The organism is Pseudoalteromonas sp. CR1 (assembly GCF_019392235.1).
Lineage (GTDB): Bacteria > Pseudomonadota > Gammaproteobacteria > Enterobacterales > Alteromonadaceae > Pseudoalteromonas.
Genome location: NZ_JAHXRM010000019.1, coordinates 1 through 22,840, shown reverse-complemented (window position 1 = coordinate 22,840; position 22,840 = coordinate 1). Strand labels below are relative to the sequence as shown.

Genomic DNA, 22,840 nt, shown 5'->3' with positions numbered 1-22,840 from the left:
TTAAAATAGTTATGTAAGTTATTTAAAAATATCATCTTAAAAGGACTGTGAAATAGTTTCAATCCCTGATTAAATATCCTCAACTTAAGAACGTAGGCAAAGCGCGGTTTTAAGCGTACAATATAGCCTCTAAAAAATACCATACACGTTGCCCAGGAGCCCCCAATGTTAGAACGTAGCATGAATATTTCGGACTTTGATCCAGAGTTATTTGACGCGATGAGTAAAGAAACATCACGTCAAGAAGAGCACATTGAGTTAATTGCATCTGAAAACTACTGTAGCCCACGCGTACTTGAAGCACAGGGTTCTCAACTTACTAACAAATATGCGGAAGGTTATCCTGGTAAGCGTTACTACGGTGGCTGTGAGCATGTAGACGTGGTCGAGCAATTAGCGATTGACCGTGCAAACGAATTATTTGGTACTGATTACGCAAACGTTCAGCCGCATGCTGGCTCTCAAGCAAACGCAGCTGTTTTTCAAGCATTATTAAGCCCGCTAGACACTGTTTTAGGCATGAGCCTAGCGCATGGTGGCCATCTAACTCATGGTTCACACGTTAACTTTTCAGGTAAAACGTACAATGCAATTCAGTACGGCCTAAATGAAGAAACGGGTGAAATTGATTACGCACAAGTTGAAGCGTTAGCACTAGAGCACAAACCAAAAATGATTATTGCAGGTTTTTCTGCTTATTCAGGCATTGTTGATTGGGCTAAGTTCCGTGAAATTGCAGACAAAGTAGATGCTTATTTATTTGTTGATATGGCGCATGTTGCAGGTTTAATTGCGGCGGGTGTTTACCCAAGCCCTGTACCATATGCACATGTTGTTACTACAACAACGCATAAAACATTAGCGGGCCCTCGTGGTGGTTTAATTATTTCTGCATGTGGCGACGAAGCAATCTACAAAAAGCTTAACAGTGCAGTATTCCCTGGTGGCCAAGGTGGTCCTTTATGTCACGTTATTGCTGCAAAAGCAGTGGCATTTAAAGAAGCTCTTCAACCAGAATTTAAAGAATACCAAACACAAGTTGTTAAAAATGCGCAAGCAATGGTTAGCGTGCTACAAGAGCGCGGCTATAAAGTTGTTTCTGGTAAAACAGACAATCACCTATTTTTACTTGATTTAATCGATAAAGATATCACTGGTAAAGATGCTGATGCAGCGCTTGGCAATGCGAATATTACGGTTAACAAAAACTCAGTACCTAATGATCCGCGTTCTCCTTTTGTAACCTCTGGCTTGCGTATTGGTTCTCCTGCAATCACACGTCGTGGTTTTAAAGAGGCAGAATCTAAAGAGCTTGCTGGCTGGATCTGTGATGTACTAGACAATATTGCTGATGAATCTGTACAAGCACAAGTAAAAGAAAAAGTGAAAGCTATTTGTGCAAAACTACCTGTTTACGCTTAACAAAGTAAAACGGTAATTTAGATCACATAAGTAAACATGTTATTATAAAAGCCGCTTTTTAGCGGCTTTTTTGTTTTTAAAACGGATACCTTGATTTATGCATTGCCCATTTTGTACAGCAAAAGACACCAAAGTTATAGATTCGCGCCTTGTTGGCGGTGGTCATCAAGTTCGCCGTCGTCGAGAATGTAACGATTGCCACGAACGTTTTACGACGTTTGAAGGGGCTGAGCTGGTTATGCCCCGTGTTGTTAAACAAGACGGAAGCCGAGAACCCTTTAATGAAGATAAGTTACTTAATGGCTTAAATCGTGCACTTGAAAAGCGCCCTGTTAGCACAGAGCAAGTTGATGAAGTGGTAAATATAATTAAATCACAATTACGTGCAACGGGTGAGCGAGAAATTTCGAGCCATTTGGTGGGAGAATGTATTATGGAGGCGCTTAAAAAACTTGATAAAGTAGCTTATGTAAGGTTTGCGTCTGTGTATCGCTCGTTCGAAGATATACGCGAGTTTGGCGAAGAAATTGCCCGTTTAGGGGAATAATTGTGAGCAGCCAAGTCGTATTTACTGAGCATGATAAACTATATATGGCGCGTGCTATTGAGCTTGCTAAAAAAGGACGATTTACCACAACGCCTAATCCTAATGTTGGCTGTGTACTTGTAAAAGATAATCAAATAATTGGTGAAGGGTTTCATCAATTAGCAGGGCAAGGGCATGCCGAGGTAAATGCCCTTGCTGTGGCCGGTGAAAAAGCAAAGGGTGCAACCGCCTATGTAACACTTGAACCTTGTAGTCATTATGGGCGCACGCCGCCCTGTGCAGAAGGGCTCAAGGCTGCGGGTATTAAAAAGGTGATTGCTGCCATGGTTGATACCAACCCAGAAGTGGCAGGCAAAGGCCTTAAAATACTGAGCGATGCTGGAATAGAAGTCGCTTATGGATTGCTTGAACAACAGGCTCGCGCATTAAATCTTGGTTTTTTTAAGCGAATGGAGCAAGGGCTTCCTTACGTAACCTGCAAATTAGCAGCCAGTATAGACGGTAAAACAGCGCTAAAAAATGGAAAAAGTAAGTGGATCACAGGTCCTGCTGCACGAAAAGATGTGCAGCTATACCGCGCTCAAAGCTGTGCCATTTTAACGGGGGCCGATACGGTTCTTGTTGATGATGCAAAACTCAATGTTCGGCAAAGCGAATTACCGTATTCATTACCGACCAACTTACCGCTTCGCCAGCCAGTGCGTGTTATAATAGACTCGCAAAATAGGTTAACACCCAACCTTGCGCTATTTAAAATAGCGCACCCAGTAATAATTTTTACCACCGAGGTTGATAAATCGACTCTGTGGCCGCATTTTGTTAAGCACATAGCGGTGCGTGAGCAACAGGGTAAGGTTGATTTAACCGATGTATTACAAACACTCGCTAAGCATCAATTTAATAATATATGGCTTGAGGCTGGGGCAACCCTTGCGGGGAAAATGACCGAGCTTGATTTAATTGACGAGTATGTTTTTTATATCGCACCAAAACTGATGGGCTATGATGCTAAAAGTTTAGTAAACTTCCCTGAATTGACGAGTATGCAAGATACTATCGATTTATCCTTTAATGAGTGTGTGCGTGTTGGTGACGATTTGCGTATCAATGCGTTAAAAAAGCACTCACTAAAATCACTTAACAAAGAAGAGTAGCGCTATGTTTACTGGGATAATAGAAGCCACAGGCAAAATTGCTTTATTACAAAAAAAACAAGGCGACTTAGCCATTCGCATTCAAAGCGCCGACCTTGATATGAGTGACGTGAAGCTGGGCGATAGTATTGCAACAAATGGTGTATGTTTAACCGTAGTTGATAAACATATTGATGGCTTTAGTGCTGATTTATCTAACGAAACAATTCATTTAACTGGTTTTGCGCATTATTCAATAGGGCAAACGGTTAACCTTGAAAAAGCCATGCAACCGGTTTCGCGTTTAGGTGGGCATTTAGTGTCTGGTCATGTTGATGGTATTGCAACCATTGCTGCAATTACACCAAATGCGAGAGCGACTGAATATTGGCTTACAACCGATGAAAGTTTAATGAAATACATACCTTACAAAGGATCGGTATGTATTGATGGTATAAGCCTGACAGTTAACGCTGTAGAGGGTAATAAATTTAAATTAACAATTGTGCCGCACACCAGTGGTCAAACAACGATTGCCGACTTTAAAGTCGGCACCCAAGTTAATTTAGAGGTCGATCAAATTGCACGTTATTTAGAGCGTCTTATTAAAGGCGCTGAGCAGCCAACCGGCGCAGACATATCAATGAGCTTACTCGCAAAAGCGGGCTTTATTAAATAACGAAACTGACAACTTACACGAGCGAATTTATGAATTTACACAGCGCACAAGAAATTATAGACGACATTAAAGCCGGTAAAATGGTCATTTTAATGGACGACGAAGACAGAGAGAATGAAGGTGATTTAATTATTGCTGCCGAGCATATCAGTGCAGAGGCAATTAATTTTATGGCCACTCATGGCCGCGGTTTAATTTGTTTAACGATGACACAAGAGCGTTGTGAACAACTTGATTTGCCTCTAATGGTTAAAAATAACGGTGCTGCGTTTTCAACTAACTTTACAATGTCGATAGAAGCGTCAAAAGGCGTAACTACAGGTATATCTGCAGCAGATAGGGCACGCACAGTACAAGCTGCAATTGCTAAAGGTGCTGTCCCTGGCGATATAGTACAGCCGGGTCATATTTTCCCAATTATGGCGCAGCCAGGCGGGGTGTTAACACGCGCAGGTCATACAGAAGCAGGGTGTGATTTAGCGCGATTAGCGGGCCTTGAAGCGTCTTCTGTTATTGTTGAAATTTTAAATGCAGATGGCACTATGGCGCGTCGCCCTGATTTAGAAATTTTTGCCAAAGAGCACGATATAAAAATAGGCACTATTGCTGATTTAATTGAATACCGTAATTTAAACGAAACCACAATTGAAAAAGTAGCTAAGTGTAAGTTACCGACAGAGCATGGTGAGTTTGATTTAGTAACTTATAAAGATACGATCGACGGTCAGTTACATTACGTACTACTCAAAGGTGAAATTAAAGCGCAAGAACCAACGTTGGTACGTGTGCATTTGCAAAGTACGTTTAACGATATCTTACTTTCTGATCGAAGTGCGGATAGAAGCTGGGGCTTATCTGATGCAATGGCATACATTGCTAAAAACGAGGGTGTGCTCGTTATTTTGGGTAAGCAGGAAAGTACTGAAGAGCTTGAAGCAACAGTAAAAGCATTTGCAGCTGCAGACGCGGGTGAAAATGTTACACCGCGTAAATTTCAAGGAACATCTCGTACCGTTGGTGTAGGCTCACAAATTCTTGCAGACTTAGGTATAGAGCAAATGCGCTTAATGAGCAGGCCAAAAAAATACCATGCACTTTCGGGGTTTCACTTAGAAGTTGTTGATTACATTGAGCCACAATAGGCAAACGCTTAAACTAGGCTATTTCATTATTATTATGGTATGATGCGCAGCAATTTTTGCGCAATCGCAACCGCTTGAACTTATTTTTAGGGTTATCGAATGAAAATTATTGAAGGTAATAAGTACGCTCCGGGCAAAAAATTTGCCATTGTCATCTCTCGTTTTAATGACTTTATTGGTAGTAGCCTGCTTGAAGGCGCTGTTGATGAGCTAAAACGTACTGGTGGTGTATCTGATGACGATATTACTGTTATTTATGTACCGGGTGCAGTTGAATTACCTTTAGCGGCAAAACGCGTTGCGGCAAAAAAAGAGTATGATGCAATCATCGCTTTAGGCGTAGTGATCAGAGGTGGTACACCACACTTTGACCTAGTTGCTGGCGAATCAAACAAAGGTCTTGCGCAAGTATCACTAGAGTATGATATACCGGTTGCATTTGGCGTATTAACTACTGAAAGCATCGAGCAAGCTATTGAGCGTGCAGGCACCAAAATGGGTAATAAAGGCGGCGAAGCTGCTTTAGGTGCGCTTGAAATGGTTAATGTGTTAGATAAAATTTAAGTTTAAGGAATTTTTGTGAAACCAGCAGCAAGACGTAAAGCACGTATCTTAGCACTTCAAGCCGTTTATTCTTGGCAATTAAGCGGCAATGCAATTGCCGATATCGAACAACAAATGTTGATCGAGAACGACGTTACCAAAATTGATGTTGAATACTTTAAAGATTTAGCCTCAGGTGTGGCTGTTAATTATAAGCAACTTGATGAAGCGGTATCACCTCATTTAACACGTCCGTTTGATGACTTAGATATGGTTGAGCGAGCAATTTTACGTTTAAGCAGCTACGAACTTAAGTTTCGTGAAGATGTACCTTATAAAGTTGCTATCAACGAAGGTATTGAGCTGGCCAAAATATTTGGCGCAGAAGACAGCCATAAATTTGTAAACGGTGTACTTGATAAAGCGGTAAAGCATTTACGCAAGTAGTAGTACTTTCTCTGGTTAAATAATCAGAAGATTACTTTATATAACCGTTAAAAGGAGAGCCGGCATAGGTCGGCTTTTTTGTGTATGAAGGAATTTGAATTAATTAACCGCTACTTTAAAGGTCGCGGTATTTCTCGTCGTGATGTTAACCTAGGCATAGGTGATGATTGCGCGCTTGTCACTGTTCCACAAAACTGCCAACTTGCAGTCACAACTGATACGTTAGTAGAGGGCGTGCACTTTTTTGAAGATATTTCTCCTCGCGCTTTAGGGCATAGGGCACTCGCTGTAAACCTCAGTGATTTAGCCGCAATGGGGGCAGAGCCTACGTGGGTATCTGTTGCATTAACATTACCAACTATAGATTCACAGTGGATTGCAGAGTTTACTGAAGGCATGCATGAAATTGCAGAATACTTTAATGTACAAATTATTGGGGGTGATACCACGCAGGGACCACTTACCATTACTATTTGTGCAAAAGGTACCGTGCCTGAAGGTAAGGCGTTACGAAGAAGTGGTGCAAAGGTAGGTGATTGGATCTATGTTACAGGTCCTTTAGGGGATGCTGGGCTTGCTATTGAATCCCGTAAGCAAGACTTTAATATAACCCCAACACATTTAGAGTACCTGAATAAGCGTTTTGATTACCCAACCCCGCGAGTGGCTGCTGGGCAAGTGCTTAGAGGACTAGCAACATCAGCGATTGATGTATCAGATGGCTTACTTGCTGATTTAACACATATTCTTGAAATGTCGCAAGTTAATGCAGAAATAAATATTGAAAGTATCCCTACCTCAGAGGCAATGAAAGCAAGCCTTGATTTTAATAAGCAGTTACCGTTTATTTTGGGTTACGGCGATGACTACGAATTAATTTTTACTGTTCCAGATAACAACAAAGGTATGCTTGATTTAAAGTTAAACCAGTATGGTGTTGATATTACTTGCATTGGGCAAATAAAAAGTGGAGACGGTAAGATTGAGCTTTTACACAATGGTGAAATGTTTAGCTTTGAGCAGCATGGCTTTGAACATTTTACAAAGGAGCAGGTTTGAATAAAAACCGATTATTTAATTTAAAACGCCCGCACCAGTTTTTTGGATTAGGGTTTGGTACTGGTCTTGCCCCTAAAGCACCAGGCACATTTGGTACGTTTGCTGCGTTGCCATTTATATTTATAACTATGCATTATCCAATATGGTTGCAAATAGTGTTTGCTGTTGTGATCAGTGTGTTTGGTATATGGGCATGTGGTAAAACAGCCGACGATTTGGGTGTGCATGATCATCCCGCTATTGTATGGGATGAAGTCGCTGGCTACTACATCACCATGATAGGTGCAGCATTGAATTGGCAAACTTTATTAGTTGGCTTTTTACTATTCCGCTTTTTTGATATAGCAAAACCGGGCCCTATTCGAATGCTTGATAAGCGCGTGCATGGTGGTTTTGGTATTATGGCAGATGACGTGCTAGCGGGTATTTTTTCATTGATTTGTTTGCAAGCATTAATAAAAGCAGGTTTACTACCGTTTTAATGTTTATATTTAATTAGTTTAACTAGGTGGCAGCGTATGATGCGATTTTTACTGGTGTGTGTACTTATGTTGTGCGCAATGCCAAGTGGGGCTTCGATTACGGACTATGTCGTTAAACAATGGAATATTAAAGATGGTTTGCCATCGCAATCGCTAAAAAGCGTAGTGCAAGATCAGCAAGGCTACATATGGCTTGGAACGCAGTTTGGGTTAAGCCGCTTCGATGGTAATACGTTCACAAACTACAACACCCAAAATAGTTCTTTTTTACCGAGTAATGGCATTAATAAGCTTTTAATCGATTCGAACGGATTGCTGTGGGTGGGTACCAAAAGTGGGTTAGTTGTAATAAACCCAGCTACTTTTTCAGCACAAGCATTTAATATTAAAGGCCCTGTTAGAGATATTTTAGAAGATTCTAAAGGGGGCACGTGGATTGCCGCCAATGGGTTATATTATGTTGACCGTGGCCAAGTTAATTTACGTGGTCAATACAGTGGGACTTTGTCTACAGCAAATGCAACCGTTATAACTCAAATAGTGGGCTCAGTGAGCCAAATGGCACTTTCGCCGGAAGGCATTTGGCTTGTTAATGATCGTCACTTATTACGCTTAACTAAAAACTCCTCTGATTTTGCTAAGCTGCGTTTAGAGCTGACTGCAAAAATTTCTTTGCCCGAGCGTTTAGCTCAAACTATTGTTCATGATCTTGCTTTTTTAAATGGTAATTTATATTTAGCATCAGAGCTTGGCGCTTATTTTTTAGATTTAGACGATGAGCTAAGGCCTTTCCCATTACCTAATGCGAACAATTCTGCAGTATACAAATTTATGAGTGACAGCGATGGCGGCTTATGGATTTCTACATACGGGCGTTTATTGTTTAGAGATAAAGCGAGTCAATGGCAATGGGTAGAGCCTAGCCAGTTAGATCAAAGTATTTGGTTTGCTGATATTTTTAGAGATGATAAAAATAATATTTGGTTAGCCAGTTTTAGTGAAGGCCTATGGCTTGCTCACGAAGGGCGGGTCGAAAGACACGCGGCGGTTTCAAAAATGACCGAAGCTGTTATGGCGCTTAGCCAAGCGCCCGATGGCAAGTTATGGGTGGCCAATAAAAGTGGTGTTGGTTATTTTGATTTAAATAAAAGTTATATTAATTTAATTCCAAGCAGCCAATATGGCCGTGCTTCAGTACATGATTTGCAGTTTGATGGCGACCGCTTATACATTGCCACAGGGCGAGGTTTATTCGTTTACGAGAACGACACACTGTTTACTGTACCCGGGCGTGCACTGCGTGATAACCCTGTGTTTGCAATTAGTCGTTCAAGTAAAGGCGGGTTTTGGATAGGCACAGGCCGAGGTTTATATAGGCTTAATTTTGCAGGTTTAACTCCTTTTGCTTACAACGCGTTTTTAGGCAGTAAATTTATAACTTACGTGTTGGACAAAGAAAACTTTGGTGTTATTGGGACGAGTAAAGGCGCTTATTATTTTACTGACCGTGGTATTGAAAAAGTAGGGGATCAAACTTCGCTTGAAAGTGCATATATCACCAGTGTTTTGCATATTGATGGCGTGGGTATTTTAATTGGTTCACTTAATGATGGATTGTTTTACCGCAGCGCGCAGGGTCAATGGCGACAGCTTGATGCGGCAAATGGCTTGCCGTATGGTTCTATATTTAGCTTAGAATACGACGAAAAATTAAATAATGTTTGGGTAAGCACCATGAAAGGGGTTTACAGAATGCCAGCAGGGCAGTTTAAAACAGATATTCAAAGCTTAAAAGTAGAAGAGGTGATTTCGTCATTCGACCGACAGCTTGATGGCAAAGCAAACCAATGTTGTAGTGGATTGGGTCATGATGCGGTAGTCAGTATGGGTAACTCAATGTGGTATCCAAGCTTGCAGGGTGTTGTAGAAATACCTAAAAACGTAGAGTTGTTTGGTGTACTGTCGTTAAAGCCGACCATTGAAACAATTAACACACCTGAGCGAAGCCTCACAACAGCAGCGTTGGGTAATAAGCCAACTCTTGAAACCGACGAACGAGATATAACGCTTACTTATACGGCTATCGATTACTACGCGCCAAATAGTATTGAGTTTAGATATAAACTAAGTGGCTTAGATAGTGATTGGCGATATGCAAATACTCGTCGTGAGGCTATTTATACTAACTTACCTGCAGGGGCATTTCTGTTTCAGTTAGAAGCAAAACGCCAAGGGGAAGATTGGTCAAAGGCACAAAATGTAGAGTATGGCTTTATTGTGCCTGAGCGTTTTGATGAAACAATTTATTTTAGGTTGCTGATCACAAGTGGCTTTATTTTACTCCTTTATTTAGTATTTTGGGTGCTTAAGGCGCAAGAGCGCAGAAAACAAAAAGTGCTTGAAGGTTTAATTACAGAGCGGACTTTAGAGCTGCGCCAAGCAAATGATAAATTAGGGCAAGTTAATTCACAGCTTAAGCTCGTTAGTCACTCAGATGAGCTAACAGGCTTGCGTAGCCGTCGCTTTTTGTTTGATCAGCTACCAAAAGACATTGAACACTTTCAACGTAATTCGCAATCATTGCAGGCGCAGGGTAAATCACTGGTGCTTGTAATAATAAATTTTGATAACTTTAGCCGTATAAATGATGCCTTTGGTCCAATTGCAGGTGATAGCTGCTTGCAGCAAATGGCAGCTCTACTAAACTCGCGTACCCAAGGCTCTGATTATGTAGCGCGTTGGAGTGGTGATGAATTTTTACTACTATTACGTGACTTTAAATGCAATAAAATAGACAGTTACGCGTCAGAACTTTGTAAAGCGATTGCAGAGTATTCATTCCAACTACCTAACGGTAATATGACAAATATAACAGCCTCAATTGGGTGGTCTTTCTATCCATTACCATTACTCGGTGGCCAGGTAATTGGTTGGGAAACCTCTATTAATTTAGCTGATATTTCACTTCATCAAGTTAAAAAGCGCGGTGGTGATGGCGTAGCCCATATTACTTTTGACGAGCAGCTAGATGCATTTGAATTTGAGCAAAACTCTAATGTAGAGCAGCAGCTGAGTATGCTACAGCGAAATGGTTTAGCCGATATAAAAGTGTGGATGCGATAATACCTGACCAACATTGTTGATCAGGTATGGTGAGGTTAACTCTATTGATTAAGCCAAGCTGGTAATATTGCCACTGACTCAGGTGCTGTAAATGCAGTGCTTGCATCGGCGCTAACGTCGCCTCCGGCACTGCTTAAAATATTGTTAAAACGCATAACCACATTATTTGATTTTTCAGCTACGTATAAATCTGTCCCGGTATACATAATATCGACAGGGTTGCCCAGTAGGGTATTTGGACCGCTAATAGTGGTGCTTATGTTTACCAAACCCGACGCCATTGCTACGTTATTCAACACGTATATTTTGCCATCATCGGCAATTGCTGCGCTACCAACATCAGAGAGAATTAACGAGCCGCTTAGCGAGTCGTAGTCGATGCCATGTATATTGCTTGGCGCTTCTATTGCGGCTCCAGCATTTGCAGGTGTTATAAGCCTATCTTCAACGGCAATATTAGTATTACCAGCCATTAGCTTGCTTTTGACTTCGTCGAATACAGCAACGGTTCCATTTGTTAGTGCTACAAAAGCACGGTCAGTGCTTGCATCGTAATCAACATCCCAAGGGCGAGCGCCGTTTGCAAAAGTAAGTGTCATCAAAGGGGACGCATCCCCTGTAGTACACGTTGAAAATATTGAAATGCTCGGCGTATCTGCATTATTTTCTGCAACTAAAATCATACCGCTATCAGAAGCAACATCAAGACCTTTAGGAGATATAAGGCCTGTGTTCGCTCCAGTAATAATACTATCTTGGCTTGTATTATACGTTTGTCCATCTCGGTTTATTGCTACTTTATTTGAAATAACAATACCACCAATAGAAGTTGCACTGTTATCGAACGTTGTATAACTGTTTCCCGCTTTGTCGAAGGTCGTGCTTTCTATAGTTTGACTCGCGTTATAATTGCCAATTTCAGTATTAAGTTGTGAACTTAATCGACTAATTTGCCCAGTTGTTTCACCTGCAGTACCTGGGTTACTGCTTACAGCGACCCCTAAAAGCCCCATATTAGCAGTATCACTATCTGAAATGTCAGCCCTCTCATTTGGCATGCCCAGTTTAGTAATTGACTCAGGTTTAATCGTTGAGGTGACTAAATCAGGAGTAATATCGCCGCTTTCACCTGAAAATATATTGCTAAAGACAAGAACAGCGTCATTTGATTTTTCGGCTACACGCAAATCACTACCTTCAAGGCTAATATCAACGGGGTTACCAAGCATTGTTGCTGGGCCGGCAATACTTCGTGCAACGCTTACTAAACCCTCTGCGGTTGATGCATTATTGATTACAAATAACGATCCATCGGTTGCATCTGAGGCACTACCTACATCAGACAAAACAAGTTTATTAGTACTTGGGTCATAAACAATACCGTGGATATTTACAGATATTTGCGTACCATCATTATTGGCAGGGGTAATTGTGCGGCTTGGCATTGCGGCAAATTCACTATTAACAAAATTATCGTAAACGGCTACATCACCATTTGTAAGTGCTACATAAAGGCGGTCATTAGTTTCATCATAATCAACATCCCATGGTGCAGCCTCTGTAATGGTTATACCTAAAGGAGCTGCATTGCCGGCTGCTGTAGCACCAAAAGTCGTTACCTGCATTGCGCCAAAGTCAGCAATAAAAATAAGACCACTCTTTTGTGCTGTAGCAATTCCCTTAGGGTTTACTAGCGTTGTGTTAGCACCTGTTATTTCGCGATCTGTATTTGCAGCATAGCTGGCGCCGTCAGCACGGTTAGCAAGCTGACAGATAGTTTTAATACTGCCATTTTCATTGTCGCTTGCTTGTAATAAGTTACCTAGGCTATCAAAAGCGACGCCTTCGTTAGCTGTTGTATTAAAGGTTTTTAATTTAGAAGCACTTTGGTTAATTAAGTCAATGGTACCCGCGTTGGTTTCTCCATTGTTAGCCAAAATAAATGTTGCAGCTGCAAAACCTGGGTTGCCATTTTTACCGTCGGAACCATTTTGTCCATCAGTGCCTGCAATACCATCTACGCCGTTTTTACCATCGTCTGAGCTACAACCTGTAATGCCGATTAATACTGCAAGTGTTAAAGCTGAAAAACTAAGTTTTTGTTTCAATATGTTTTTTTGTGCAGAGTAAGTTGTTAAATTAACGTTATTCATCATTTTTACCTTTTAAATATTCCATCAAATTTAGGTAAATAAAGGCTTGCTCGTAAAGCGTATACTAAGCAGCACTGATTATTTACATGTTAACCTCACTGCAATAACGGTTAAAAAGTTAAATTGGATGCAAAAAATAATAATAAAAACGAAAAAGGAGCCAATAGGCTCCTTTCTTTAAACAATTAGAATAATTAACTAAGCGGTAAATGACCTAATTGAACTTAAAATACCTTGCTGGCCTAAGCCCATTTCATCGTGCATTTCGTCTTGCGTGCCGTGCTTAATAAACTCATCAGGAATACCTAAGTTAAGTATTTTAACATTGGCCTGTTGGCTAGCTAAGTATTCGTTAACCGCAGAGCCTGCGCCTCCGGCAATGGCATTATCTTCAAGAGTAACTATGGTATCGTGATTTTTAATAATGTCGTTTAGCAGTGAAGTATCAAGCGGCTTTATAAAGCGCATATTAACAAGTGTTGCATTAAGTTCAGTTGCAGCAAGTTGTGCATTTTCAAGTAATGTTCCAAATGACAAAATGGCAATTTTTGAACCTTGTTTTACTGTATTTGCTTTACCAATTTCGAAAAGTTGCATATCGCTTTGAATCTCTGCCGTACCTGCACTTCCGCGAGGGTAACGAACAGCAACCGGACAATTAGCTTTGTAACCGGTGTATAACATTTGGCGGCATTCGTTAGTATCGCTAGGTGCCATAATAACCATATTAGGAATACAACGCATAAAACTTAGGTCGTATGCGCCTTGATGTGTTTCGCCATCGGCACCCACAATACCTGCTCGGTCTATGGCAAATAATACGGGTAAGTTTTGCAATGCAACATCGTGAATTAATTGATCGTACGCGCGTTGTAAAAAGCTGGAATATATAGCAACAACAGGCTTTAAGCCTTCACAAGCAAACCCCGCAGCTAGGGTGACGGCATGTTGTTCAGCAATTGCTACGTCAAAATACTTATCAGCATGCTCTTTTGAAAAGCGCACCATGCCCGAACCTTCACGCATAGCCGGTGTAATAGCCATTAATTTGTCGTCTTGCTCTGCCATGTCGCATAACCAGTCGCCAAATACTTTTGAAAAAGTAGGCGCGCCTGGTTTTGATTTTGGTAGACTTGATGTGCTGGGGTCAAATTTAGGTACGCCGTGATAGCCAATTGGATCTGCTTCAGCTGGCTTGTAACCTTTACCTTTTTGCGTTTTTATATGAAGAAGTTGTGGGCCTTTTAAATTACGCATATTACGTAATGTATCAACCAGCATGTTTACATCGTGCCCATCAATTGGGCCAATATAATTTAAGCCAAGTTCTTCAAAAAACGTACCTGGTATAACCATGCCTTTAAGGTGCTCTTCCATTCTGCTGGCAAGCTCTTTAACAGGCGGTACGCCAGACAGTAGTTTTTTACTCCCTTCGCGAATATTGGTGTAAAAGCTACCAGATAAAATACGTGCAAAATGATTGGTTAATGCGCCAACGTTTTCAGAAATCGACATTTCATTATCATTTAAAATAATAAGCATGTCTGATTTTACATCACCTAAGTGATTCATTGCTTCAAACGCCATGCCCGCAGTAATAGCGCCATCACCAATAACAGCGACAGTTTTGCGGCCAGCGCCTTCTTTTTGCGCCGCAATTGACATGCCTAATGCTGCAGAAATTGAAGTGCTTGAATGACCAACGCTAAATGTGTCGTAGTCACTTTCATCTCTAAACGGGAATGGGTGAAGGCCATTTTTTTGACGAATGGTGTGCATTAAATCACGCCGACCCGTTAAGATTTTATGCGGATAGGCTTGATGCCCAACATCCCATACTACACGATCTTCTGGTGTGTTATACACGTAATGAAGTGCAACTGTAAGCTCAACCGTGCCTAAACCAGACGCTAAATGACCGCTACTTTGCGATACAGAGTTAAGTAAATACTCACGTAGTTCATTGCTAAACTCGGGAAGTTTATTCTGCGCTAAGTCTCGTAATTGAACTGGTTTGTCAACCAAGTTAAGTAATGGATACTTGCTACTATCAAGTGTCATGGCTTTTTTATATCCTTCGAGCACATTCGTTTTCAACTAGGAATGAATAACGAATGTTAAGTAATAATGTCAGTGCTATTTGCAATACGCTTAAGCTGCGACTAATGGTCACGTTCAATAAGGTAATTTGCTAGCGACGCAAGAAGCGTTGTATCTGCATCAATAAGTGCTAACGCTTCGTGGGCTTGTGTTATTAAATTTTGCGCCTTTTCTTTAGCGCCTAGCATACCTAATAACGCTGGGTATGTCGCTTTATTCGCTTCTATATCTGAGCCTTGTGGTTTACCTAATATATTGGTGTCACCTTCCACGTCTAAAATATCGTCGTGTACTTGAAATGCCAGCCCTATAGCATACCCAAAAATACTCAAGTTATCTAAAGTTTGTTCATCTGCGTTTTCACTGCACAGCGCACCTAGTGTTATAGCACAGTTAATTAGTGCACCGGTTTTTAACTTGTGGATGCGTTCAAGTTCTTGTACCGAAACAACTGTGTCAGTTGCGGCAATGTCTAAGCCTTGTCCCGCAACCATACCTTCAATACCTGATGCATGTGCAAGAGCAGCAATCATTTTTACTTGCGATTGCGATGAGCAATTAAAGTTGTGTGTGGCTATAAGTTCAAAGGCGAGAGTTTGCAATGCATCACCGGCTAAAATAGCTTGTGCTTCGCCATACACAATATGACAAGTAGGGTAGCCGCGGCGTAAATCATCATCATCCATAGCGGGCAGATCGTCATGTACTAAGGAGTAACTGTGAATGCATTCTATGGCTGCAGCTAAAATGTCTAAGTCACTTTTTTTAGCACCGAGCATTTCACCAACAGCGTAAACCAAAAAAGGGCGTAGCCTTTTACCACCATTAAATAAACTGTAATGAGTGGCTTCTTTTATGGTTTTATCGCTATCGAGCGGCTGTTCAAAGTAGCGGTTGAGTGTAGTGGCTACATCTATCTGAGCACGTTCAATATAGTCTTTTATGCTCACAACTATTCCATATCGTTATTAAAGTTTGTAAGTGCTGACTTTTCGCTATTGCCCATTAAAATAGATACTTTTTGTTCTGCTTGCTGTAGTTTTTCAGATGACGCTCCAGCGAGCGCGATACCACGCTCGAACTGCTTCAATGATTGTTCAAGCGATAAATCACCTTGTTCCATTTCACTAACAATTGTTGATAATTCTTCTAGTGCTTTTTCGAAACTTAAGTTTTCAGGTTTTTTAGTCGCCATCTTTATTTCAGCTTACATAATAAATTTAGGAGCCAATTTTAGGGGGAATGCTAAACTAGGTCAAAGGATGATATGAGTTTTTTACATTTAGGACGATTAATCGCGTGTTAGTTTGTGTTATTTATTAGGAAAACTCGATAATTAGGCTGTGTGCCTAACTTGATATAAAATAATAAATATAACTTTATATGTTTATTTACAAAAACGACTTAAGCAATTCAGTATGTTGCCGATAAGCAGTTAATAATAAAAAGTTTATGATAAGGCATTTAAACATGAAATCTCTGGAGGAAATGTGGATTTAGCAACCATAATAGGGATCCTAGGCGCAATTGGCTTAATCGTCATGTCTATGTTTATGAGTAGTAGCGGTGAAATGGGCATGTTTGCCGATGCACCTTCAAGTGTAATTGTATTTGGTGGCTCGCTATTTATTGTCTTATCAAACTTCACTATGTCTCAATTTTTAGGGATAGGTAAAGTGGTTGGTAAGGCATTCATGTTTAAAATTGAATCGCCTGAAGAGTTAATTGAAAAAGCAGTAGAGCTTGCAGATTCCGCTCGTAAAGGGGGGTTTTTAGCACTTGAAGAAGCTGAAATTCCAAACCCATTTATGCGTAAAGGCGTTGACATGCTTGTTGATGGGCATGACGCTGACGTTGTGCGCGCCACACTTCAAAAAGATATTTCCCTAACCACCACCCGTCATGAGCTCGGTGCTGGCTTATTTAAAGCACTTGCCGATATAGCTCCTGCAATGGGGATGATTGGTACATTAATAGGCTTAGTTGCCATGTTATCAAACATGGACGACCCTAAAGCTATCGGGCCTGCAATGGCCGTGGCACTATTGACCACTCTGTATGGTGCATTTTTAGCAAACGTTGTAGCAATTCCAATTCAGGTAAAACTCGAGCTGCGTAAAGACGAAGAGGCAATGAATCAGCGTTTAATTCTTGATGCTATTTTAGGGATTCAAGATGGTCAAAATCCGAAAGTGATAGAAGGTATTTTGAAAAATTACTTAGCTGAGTCTAAACGTAAAGTTGATACCGAGGAGTAGCCATGTCTGATGAAGAGTGCAAATGCCCCCCCCCAGGTTTACCTGCGTGGATGGGAACATTTGCTGATTTAATGTCGTTGTTGATGTGCTTTTTTGTACTATTATTGGCATTCTCAGAAATGGATGTACTTAAATTTAAACAAATAGCAGGCTCTATGAAGTTTGCTTTTGGTGTACAAAATAAAATTGAAGTTAAAGATATCCCAAAAGGGACATCAGTTATCGCCATGGAATTCACCCCAGGTAAACCAGAACCTACACCAATAGAAACCATTCAGCAGCAAACCGTTGAAATGACCCAGCAAATGCTAGAGTTTCAGGCCGGCGATGAAAGTTCTGCTGGCGGTAGACAAGAGCAGCGGGGTGATAAGCGCGGTGGTGAGTCTCGAAGCACATCGCAAGAACAATCATCTGAACAAGCAACATCTGCAGCAGATCAAGAACAAACAAATGAACTCGTTAAAAAAATAGCGCAGCAGTTAGAGAAGCAAATAATAGATGGTGCAATAGAGCTTGAGTCTTTGGGCCAGCAGATTATTATTCGTATTCGTGAGAATGGTTCGTTTCCTTCGGGCAGTGCTTTTTTACAGCCTAAGTTTAAACCCATTATTCAGGATATTGGTGTGCTTTTAAAAGACGTGCCAGGGGAAATTACTGTTTCAGGGCATACAGATGATTTCCAAGTATCGAATGAGTTATACGTTAATAACTGGGATTTGTCGTCTAAGCGCGCAGTGGCCGTTGCCAGCGAATTACAAACAGTTCAAGGATTTGATAAAACACGAATGATGGTCGTTGGCCGTGCGGAAACAAGGCCGCTAGTTCCTAACGATACCAATGAAGACAGACGCCGTAATCGCCGAGTTGAAATATCCATATTACAAGGCAAGGCAAAAGAATCTGATCCTATTGATGTAAGATAACTCTTTTAATTATAAAGCTGGGCTTAATTAGCAGCCCAGCTTATAAGCTTTACGAGTCACTACCACTTGATACTCATTAATGCAGACAATTCATTAAAAACTCTCCCTCTTTGAAATTGCTATGCTAGACTACTGTTTATATAACCAGTTGTAGGCGAGTGTATGAAACTCTACATTGCAGAAAAACCTTCACTTGGGCGTGCAATCGCTGATGCACTTCCAAAACCACACAAAAAACACGATGGTTACATTGAGGTCGCTAATGGTGATTGTGTTTCATGGTGTATTGGTCATTTGTTAGAACAAGCTGAGCCTGATGATTACGATGAGCGCTATAAAAAATGGCAATTAGAACACCTCCCGATAATACCGGAACAATGGCAGTTAAAGGCTAAAACAAAAACTCGCAAGCAGCTTAGCGTTTTAAAAAAGTTAATTAAACAGGCTACAACACTTATACATGCCGGTGACCCCGATCGTGAAGGGCAGTTACTTGTAGATGAAGTGATAGAACAAGCCAAAATAAGTAAAACTAAAAAGCAAAGTATTCAGCGTCTACTTATAAGTGATTTAAACTTAGCGGCAGTAAAAAAAGCGCTTAATAGTATGCGCTCTAATCGGGAATTTATTCCACTGAGTGTCTCAGCACTTGCTCGTTCCCGTGCTGATTGGCTATTTGGGATGAACCTCACTCGGGCTTATACGTTAGCTGGGCAAAAAGCAGGGTTTGGCAATGTGCTATCAGTTGGTCGCGTACAAACTCCCATTCTAGGGTTAGTGGTTAACCGCGATAACGAAATAGTTAATTTTGTATCAAAACCATTTTATGAGGTATTAGCTAGTTTAGTTACTCCTGAACAGCAGCTATTTACAGCCAAGTGGGTACCGAGTAAAGCTTGCGAACCTTATCAAGATAAAGAAGGGCGAGTGCTAAATAAAGCATTAGCCGAAAATGTGGCTTCGCGTATAACTAATCAAAAAGGAGAGGTAACAGCGCTTGAACAAAAACAAAAAAAACAAAGTGCACCTTTGCCTTATAACCTATCCGCACTACAAATAGATGCAGCTAAAGCATTTTGCATGCCTGCCCAGCAAGTGCTTGATATTTGCCAAGGATTATATGAACGTCACAAATTAATTACTTATCCTCGTTCAGACAATCGGTATTTACCAAAAGATCATCACCAAGATGCCGCCGCTATCTTTAAAGCGATAGCACAGAACAAAGGACAGCCAGTAGAATTAGTCGATGGAGCAAACGTAAAGCATAAGAGTAAATGTTTTAATGATTCTAAAGTGGCTGCTCACCACGCTATAGTACCGACGGCTAAACTTTTAAAAAGCGCATACTTGGCAAATGATGAAGCGAAAGTATACCAGTTAATATGTAGGCATTATTTAATACAGTTTTACCCAGATTATGTTTATAACGAAACTAAAGCAGAGGTAACAATTGCTGGTGGTTTATTTAAAGCCAACGCTAAACAAGAAGTCAGCTTAGGTTTTAAAGTGTTAATGGGTAAATCAGAATTAAAAGAAGAGGCAACGTTGCCTTATCTTGAAAAAGGGATGAACCTGAAATGTACTCAAGGAAGTGTAATAGAAAAGCACACTTCGCCCCCAGCTCATTTTACTGATGCAACATTGTTGGCTGCGATGACGGGGATTAGCCGTTATGTAAAAGATCCACATATCAAAAAAATATTAAAAGAGACCGATGGTTTAGGTACTGAAGCTACTCGAGCAGGCATTATAGAGTTGTTATTTAAACGGCGCTTTTTAAAGCGTGAAGGCAAAACAATTAAAGCTACAGAGACAGGTCTTGCATTAATTAGTGTTTTGCCTGAAGGTTTAGCAAGTCCTGACTTAACGGCAAAATGGGAGTCAAGCCTAGGTGATATTGCACAACAATCCTTGAGTTATCAGCAGTTTTTACAACCTCTACTTGCTGATCTTACTAATTTTGTGGATCAGGCCGCTAACTGTGACAGCCGGGTATTTGCCAAGCTGCCTAAAACGCCTGCCAAAAAGCGCTTTGCAAAGCGCGCTAAAAAAGCACCTTTTAAAAAATCAGGCTACAAAAAAAGCCCTGTAACAAATTAACCGCAGGGCTTGTTGGTTTATAAGTCATTCACTTTTATTAAATAACGCAACCGCAGCGTTACTCATGGCTTTAATTCCAGTAGGAAGCGCCACTTTATAATCAGGTGCAAATTTACTTGAGTGCAATGATGGAAGTGTTTCGTTGTTTTTTATTGCTTTTTCGTATTGCTGTTGATTAACGCCGCCTAGCCAAAATAATGTTATAGGGATGTTCTCGTCAGTACGGCCATAAAGGCCAAAGTCCTCTCCTGCCATTACTGCTTGTGTTTCAAGTACGTTTGTATCGCCTATGACATTTTTAATAGCACCTCGTACTATATTAGTTTGTGAAGGGTTGTTATAAGTCGATGGAATTGATTCATCTTCATGAACTACAACAGCAGGATAGTCAGGCTCTTCAAGCCCTGCACTTTGAGCAATTCCTCGGGTTATTCGTTTAATTGCAGCAATTTGCGCATTACGTACATCTGGGTTGTAGCTTCGCAGTGTAAGTTGTAGTTTCACTTCATCAGAAATAACATTATGTTTAGAACCACCATGTATAGAGCCAACTGTTATAACGGATGGTTCAAGAGGAGAAAGCTCGCGACTTGTAATCGTTTGCAAAGCCAGTACTGTACGAGCAGCTATAACTACCGGGTCAATAGTGGTGTGAGGGTATGCACCATGGCCGCCTTTACCTTTTATATTTATATCAACGGAATCCACACTTGCCATGGTATATTCGTTTTTCATGGTAACTTTACCAGCTGGCACGCTAGCACTTACATGTAGGGCAATAATGTGGTCAGGCTTGGCATATTTACTAAATAACCCCTCACTGAGCATTGCTTTAGCTCCGCCTCCAACCTCTTCTGCAGGTTGTGCAACCATCATTAGTGTACCTTTCCATTTACTTTTATGTGCAATGAGTTGCTCAGAAGTACCTATAAACGAGCTCATATGAATGTCATGACCACAACCATGCATAACGCCAACGTTTGCACCATGCTCGTCAATTACTTTTACAGTTGAAGCGTAGGGTTTATTTGTTTGCTCGGTAATAGGTAAACCGTCCGTATCAGTGCGTATCATAACTGTTGGGCCATTGCCATTTTTGTAAATACCAACAACGCCATATCCACCTACATTATCTGTAACCTCGAATCCGAGCTTACTAAGCTTGCCGGCTATTTTTTTACCTGTGTTCTTTTCGCTGTATGAGAGTTCCGGCGATTGATGTAAATCGAGGTAAAACTTTTCAATACTAGGCATTGTTTTGCTTAGGTCTAAGTCGAGCCCTTTAGCCTGTAAAAGCGGGGCTGCAAATAAAAGCGCAGCGCTAAGGTAAGATAGTTTCATGATTTGCCTCATTAATTGATTATGTACGCCGAGTGATTTAGTGATACGACTTGTATTTATTATGTTTATCACCATATAAAACCTTAAATAGATCAGTATGGCAATCAATTCAATGAGCAATATAGTAAGTATTAATGCACAAAACCTTCAGCAAGTCCTTGGAGAAACATCACAACAAAAATTAGTATTACTTAACTTTTTCTCACCTCAAAGTCCTGATTGTATCGGGCAGGCTGCAATTTTAGATAAAATAGCGGCTGAATATACAAGCCATATAGTAATAGCGAATTTAGATTGTGATGCAGAGCAAGCGTTAGCTTCACAATTAGCACAACAAGTTGGCTTACAAACATTGCCAACACTTGTGCTTTTAAAAGACTCAGCCCCTGTAGATTTGCTTGCCGGTACTCAAACTGAATCACAAATACGCGAAGCCTTATCTAAACATCTACCCGCTCAACAGGATTTATTATTAGAGCAAGCTAAACAGGCTTTATTGAAGTCTGACCTCAATGCAGCGTTTAATTATGCAAAGCAAGCATACGAAATAGATAATACTAATGTACGTATTAAATTAGTGCTTGCAGATATTTGTATTCAAATTCACAAATTAGATGAGGCTCAAGCCTTAATAGAAACAATTGACTCGCAAGATCAAGATGCATACTTTAATAACATCAAATCAAAGTGCGAAGCAGCACTAGATGCAAAAGACTCACCAGAGATACAATTAAAGCAGCAGCAAGTAGATAAGTACCCAAACGATCTCGAACTTAAAGAAGAACTCAGTACTTTATTGAATGAAGCAGGAAGAAAAGAAGAAGCATTAGAGGTACTATTTACCGTATTACAAAAGGACCTCAATTATAATGAAGCTAAACCAAGCTTTTTAGCCATTATAGCTTCGTTACCAGATGGAGATGCACTCGCAGCTAAATACCGTAGAAAGCTATACAGCATTTTATATTAAAAGCCGATTCTAAGTACGGCTAGATAGAAGCACCTTTACAAGAGGTGCTTTTTTATTGGTAGTTATTAATTGGCAAGCAGGGAGTTTATGCCGAAAAAGCAAAGTTATGCACAGGGTTTTGTGGGTAACTTGTGTTTAGGGTGTGCGCTTGCTTGGGGTGTAATTTAAATCACTTTTTAGTAAAAAAAGGCTTGCGTTAAATTCGCGGCTCCCTATAATGCGACCCCACTGAGACGGCAGAGCAGGCAACGCTTAGCGAGCCAAGCAAACCACTTAGTGAGTCGAGTAAAACTTAGGTTTAGATTTTTATAAAGTTTAAAATTAAGTGTTGACAAAAACACAGGAAAGCGTAAGATTCGCTTCCCTTGAGTCGCTAAGGCAGCTCAAACGTTCTTTAACAATATAAAGCAATCAT

The 22,840-nt window shown here is 40.6% G+C and carries 19 protein-coding genes; 14 read left to right on the top strand and 5 right to left on the bottom strand.

Features of this window, described 5'->3' with window-relative positions; all coding sequences use genetic code 11:
* Positions 1 to 165 precede the first annotated feature (165 nt).
* The 10 genes from glyA to KZZ04_RS15370 all read left to right on the top strand — a co-directional run bounded on the left by glyA (position 166) and on the right by KZZ04_RS15370 (position 10,577).
* Positions 166 to 1,422 carry a serine hydroxymethyltransferase gene (gene glyA, locus KZZ04_RS15415; RefSeq protein WP_058404258.1) on the top strand — a complete coding sequence of 419 codons (1,257 nt, stop codon included), beginning with the start codon at positions 166 to 168 and terminating at the stop codon, positions 1,420 to 1,422.
* 97 nt (positions 1,423 to 1,519) lie between these two features.
* A complete protein-coding gene (gene nrdR / locus KZZ04_RS15410) occupies positions 1,520 to 1,969 on the top strand; it encodes a transcriptional regulator NrdR (protein ID WP_006794272.1) in 450 nt (149 codons plus the stop codon).
* A 2-nt stretch (positions 1,970 to 1,971) separates the two neighbouring features.
* Positions 1,972 to 3,123, top strand: coding sequence for a bifunctional diaminohydroxyphosphoribosylaminopyrimidine deaminase/5-amino-6-(5-phosphoribosylamino)uracil reductase RibD (ribD, locus tag KZZ04_RS15405; protein ID WP_058404259.1), 1,152 nt, complete (start codon positions 1,972 to 1,974; stop codon positions 3,121 to 3,123).
* Positions 3,124 to 3,127: 4 nt separating this feature from the next.
* On the top strand, positions 3,128 to 3,781 hold the full coding sequence (locus KZZ04_RS15400; protein ID WP_058404260.1) for a riboflavin synthase: 654 nt from the start codon (positions 3,128 to 3,130) through the stop codon (positions 3,779 to 3,781).
* Between the two features lie 29 nt (positions 3,782 to 3,810).
* Positions 3,811 to 4,923: a bifunctional 3,4-dihydroxy-2-butanone-4-phosphate synthase/GTP cyclohydrolase II gene (gene ribBA, locus KZZ04_RS15395; RefSeq protein ID WP_058551590.1), complete on the top strand. Its 1,113-nt coding sequence runs from the start codon at positions 3,811 to 3,813 to the stop codon at positions 4,921 to 4,923.
* Between the two features lie 99 nt (positions 4,924 to 5,022).
* A complete protein-coding gene (ribE, locus tag KZZ04_RS15390; protein WP_006794268.1) occupies positions 5,023 to 5,487 on the top strand; it encodes a 6,7-dimethyl-8-ribityllumazine synthase in 465 nt (154 codons plus the stop codon).
* Between the two features lie 15 nt (positions 5,488 to 5,502).
* The gene (gene nusB / locus KZZ04_RS15385; protein WP_058404262.1) at positions 5,503 to 5,913 is read left to right on the top strand and encodes a transcription antitermination factor NusB; all 411 of its coding nucleotides are present in this window, start codon (positions 5,503 to 5,505) and stop codon (positions 5,911 to 5,913) included.
* Positions 5,914 to 5,997: 84 nt separating this feature from the next.
* Positions 5,998 to 6,972 (top strand): thiamine-phosphate kinase, encoded by a 975-nt coding sequence (thiL, locus tag KZZ04_RS15380; RefSeq protein ID WP_138529734.1) that lies wholly within the window; start codon positions 5,998 to 6,000, stop codon positions 6,970 to 6,972.
* Positions 6,969 to 7,454, top strand: coding sequence for a phosphatidylglycerophosphatase A (locus tag KZZ04_RS15375; RefSeq protein ID WP_006794265.1), 486 nt, complete (start codon positions 6,969 to 6,971; stop codon positions 7,452 to 7,454). The genes thiL and KZZ04_RS15375 overlap by 4 nt, the downstream gene beginning before the upstream one ends.
* A 36-nt stretch (positions 7,455 to 7,490) precedes the next feature.
* Positions 7,491 to 10,577 carry a ligand-binding sensor domain-containing diguanylate cyclase gene (locus KZZ04_RS15370; protein ID WP_138529732.1) on the top strand — a complete coding sequence of 1,029 codons (3,087 nt, stop codon included), beginning with the start codon at positions 7,491 to 7,493 and terminating at the stop codon, positions 10,575 to 10,577.
* A 41-nt stretch (positions 10,578 to 10,618) separates the two neighbouring features.
* On the opposite strand, the gene KZZ04_RS15365 is transcribed toward KZZ04_RS15370, so the two are convergent.
* The 4 genes from KZZ04_RS15365 to KZZ04_RS15350 all read right to left on the bottom strand — a co-directional run bounded on the left by KZZ04_RS15365 (position 10,619) and on the right by KZZ04_RS15350 (position 16,025).
* Entirely contained in the window at positions 10,619 to 12,730 is a 2,112-nt protein-coding gene (locus KZZ04_RS15365; protein WP_219423141.1) for a hypothetical protein, read from the bottom strand.
* Positions 12,731 to 12,928: 198 nt separating this feature from the next.
* Positions 12,929 to 14,791 (bottom strand): 1-deoxy-D-xylulose-5-phosphate synthase, encoded by a 1,863-nt coding sequence (gene dxs / locus KZZ04_RS15360; protein ID WP_219423110.1) that lies wholly within the window; start codon positions 14,789 to 14,791, stop codon positions 12,929 to 12,931.
* A 101-nt stretch (positions 14,792 to 14,892) separates the two neighbouring features.
* Positions 14,893 to 15,780, bottom strand: a complete 888-nt coding sequence (gene ispA, locus KZZ04_RS15355; protein ID WP_219423109.1) for a (2E,6E)-farnesyl diphosphate synthase — start codon at positions 15,778 to 15,780, stop codon at positions 14,893 to 14,895.
* 2 nt (positions 15,781 to 15,782) lie between these two features.
* Positions 15,783 to 16,025, bottom strand: coding sequence for an exodeoxyribonuclease VII small subunit (locus tag KZZ04_RS15350; protein WP_006794260.1), 243 nt, complete (start codon positions 16,023 to 16,025; stop codon positions 15,783 to 15,785).
* 295 nt (positions 16,026 to 16,320) lie between these two features.
* On the opposite strand from KZZ04_RS15350, the gene pomA reads away from it, so the two are divergent.
* From pomA to KZZ04_RS15335, 3 genes are all read left to right on the top strand, one after another.
* Positions 16,321 to 17,088, top strand: a complete 768-nt coding sequence (pomA, locus tag KZZ04_RS15345) for a flagellar motor protein PomA (RefSeq protein ID WP_008132143.1) — start codon at positions 16,321 to 16,323, stop codon at positions 17,086 to 17,088.
* A gap of 2 nt (positions 17,089 to 17,090) precedes the next feature.
* Complete coding sequence (locus KZZ04_RS15340; RefSeq protein ID WP_058404268.1) at positions 17,091 to 18,011, top strand: flagellar motor protein MotB; 921 nt, start codon at positions 17,091 to 17,093, stop codon at positions 18,009 to 18,011.
* Positions 18,012 to 18,173: 162 nt separating this feature from the next.
* Positions 18,174 to 20,114 (top strand): DNA topoisomerase III, encoded by a 1,941-nt coding sequence (locus KZZ04_RS15335; protein ID WP_219423108.1) that lies wholly within the window; start codon positions 18,174 to 18,176, stop codon positions 20,112 to 20,114.
* A gap of 24 nt (positions 20,115 to 20,138) precedes the next feature.
* Here the strand turns inward: KZZ04_RS15335 and KZZ04_RS15330 are convergent, their stop codons facing one another.
* Positions 20,139 to 21,455 carry a M20 family metallopeptidase gene (locus tag KZZ04_RS15330; RefSeq protein ID WP_219423107.1) on the bottom strand — a complete coding sequence of 439 codons (1,317 nt, stop codon included), beginning with the start codon at positions 21,453 to 21,455 and terminating at the stop codon, positions 20,139 to 20,141.
* Positions 21,456 to 21,567: 112 nt separating this feature from the next.
* On the opposite strand from KZZ04_RS15330, the gene KZZ04_RS15325 reads away from it, so the two are divergent.
* Positions 21,568 to 22,425, top strand: a complete 858-nt coding sequence (locus KZZ04_RS15325; protein WP_058551600.1) for a tetratricopeptide repeat protein — start codon at positions 21,568 to 21,570, stop codon at positions 22,423 to 22,425.
* Positions 22,426 to 22,840: the final 415 nt, after the last annotated feature.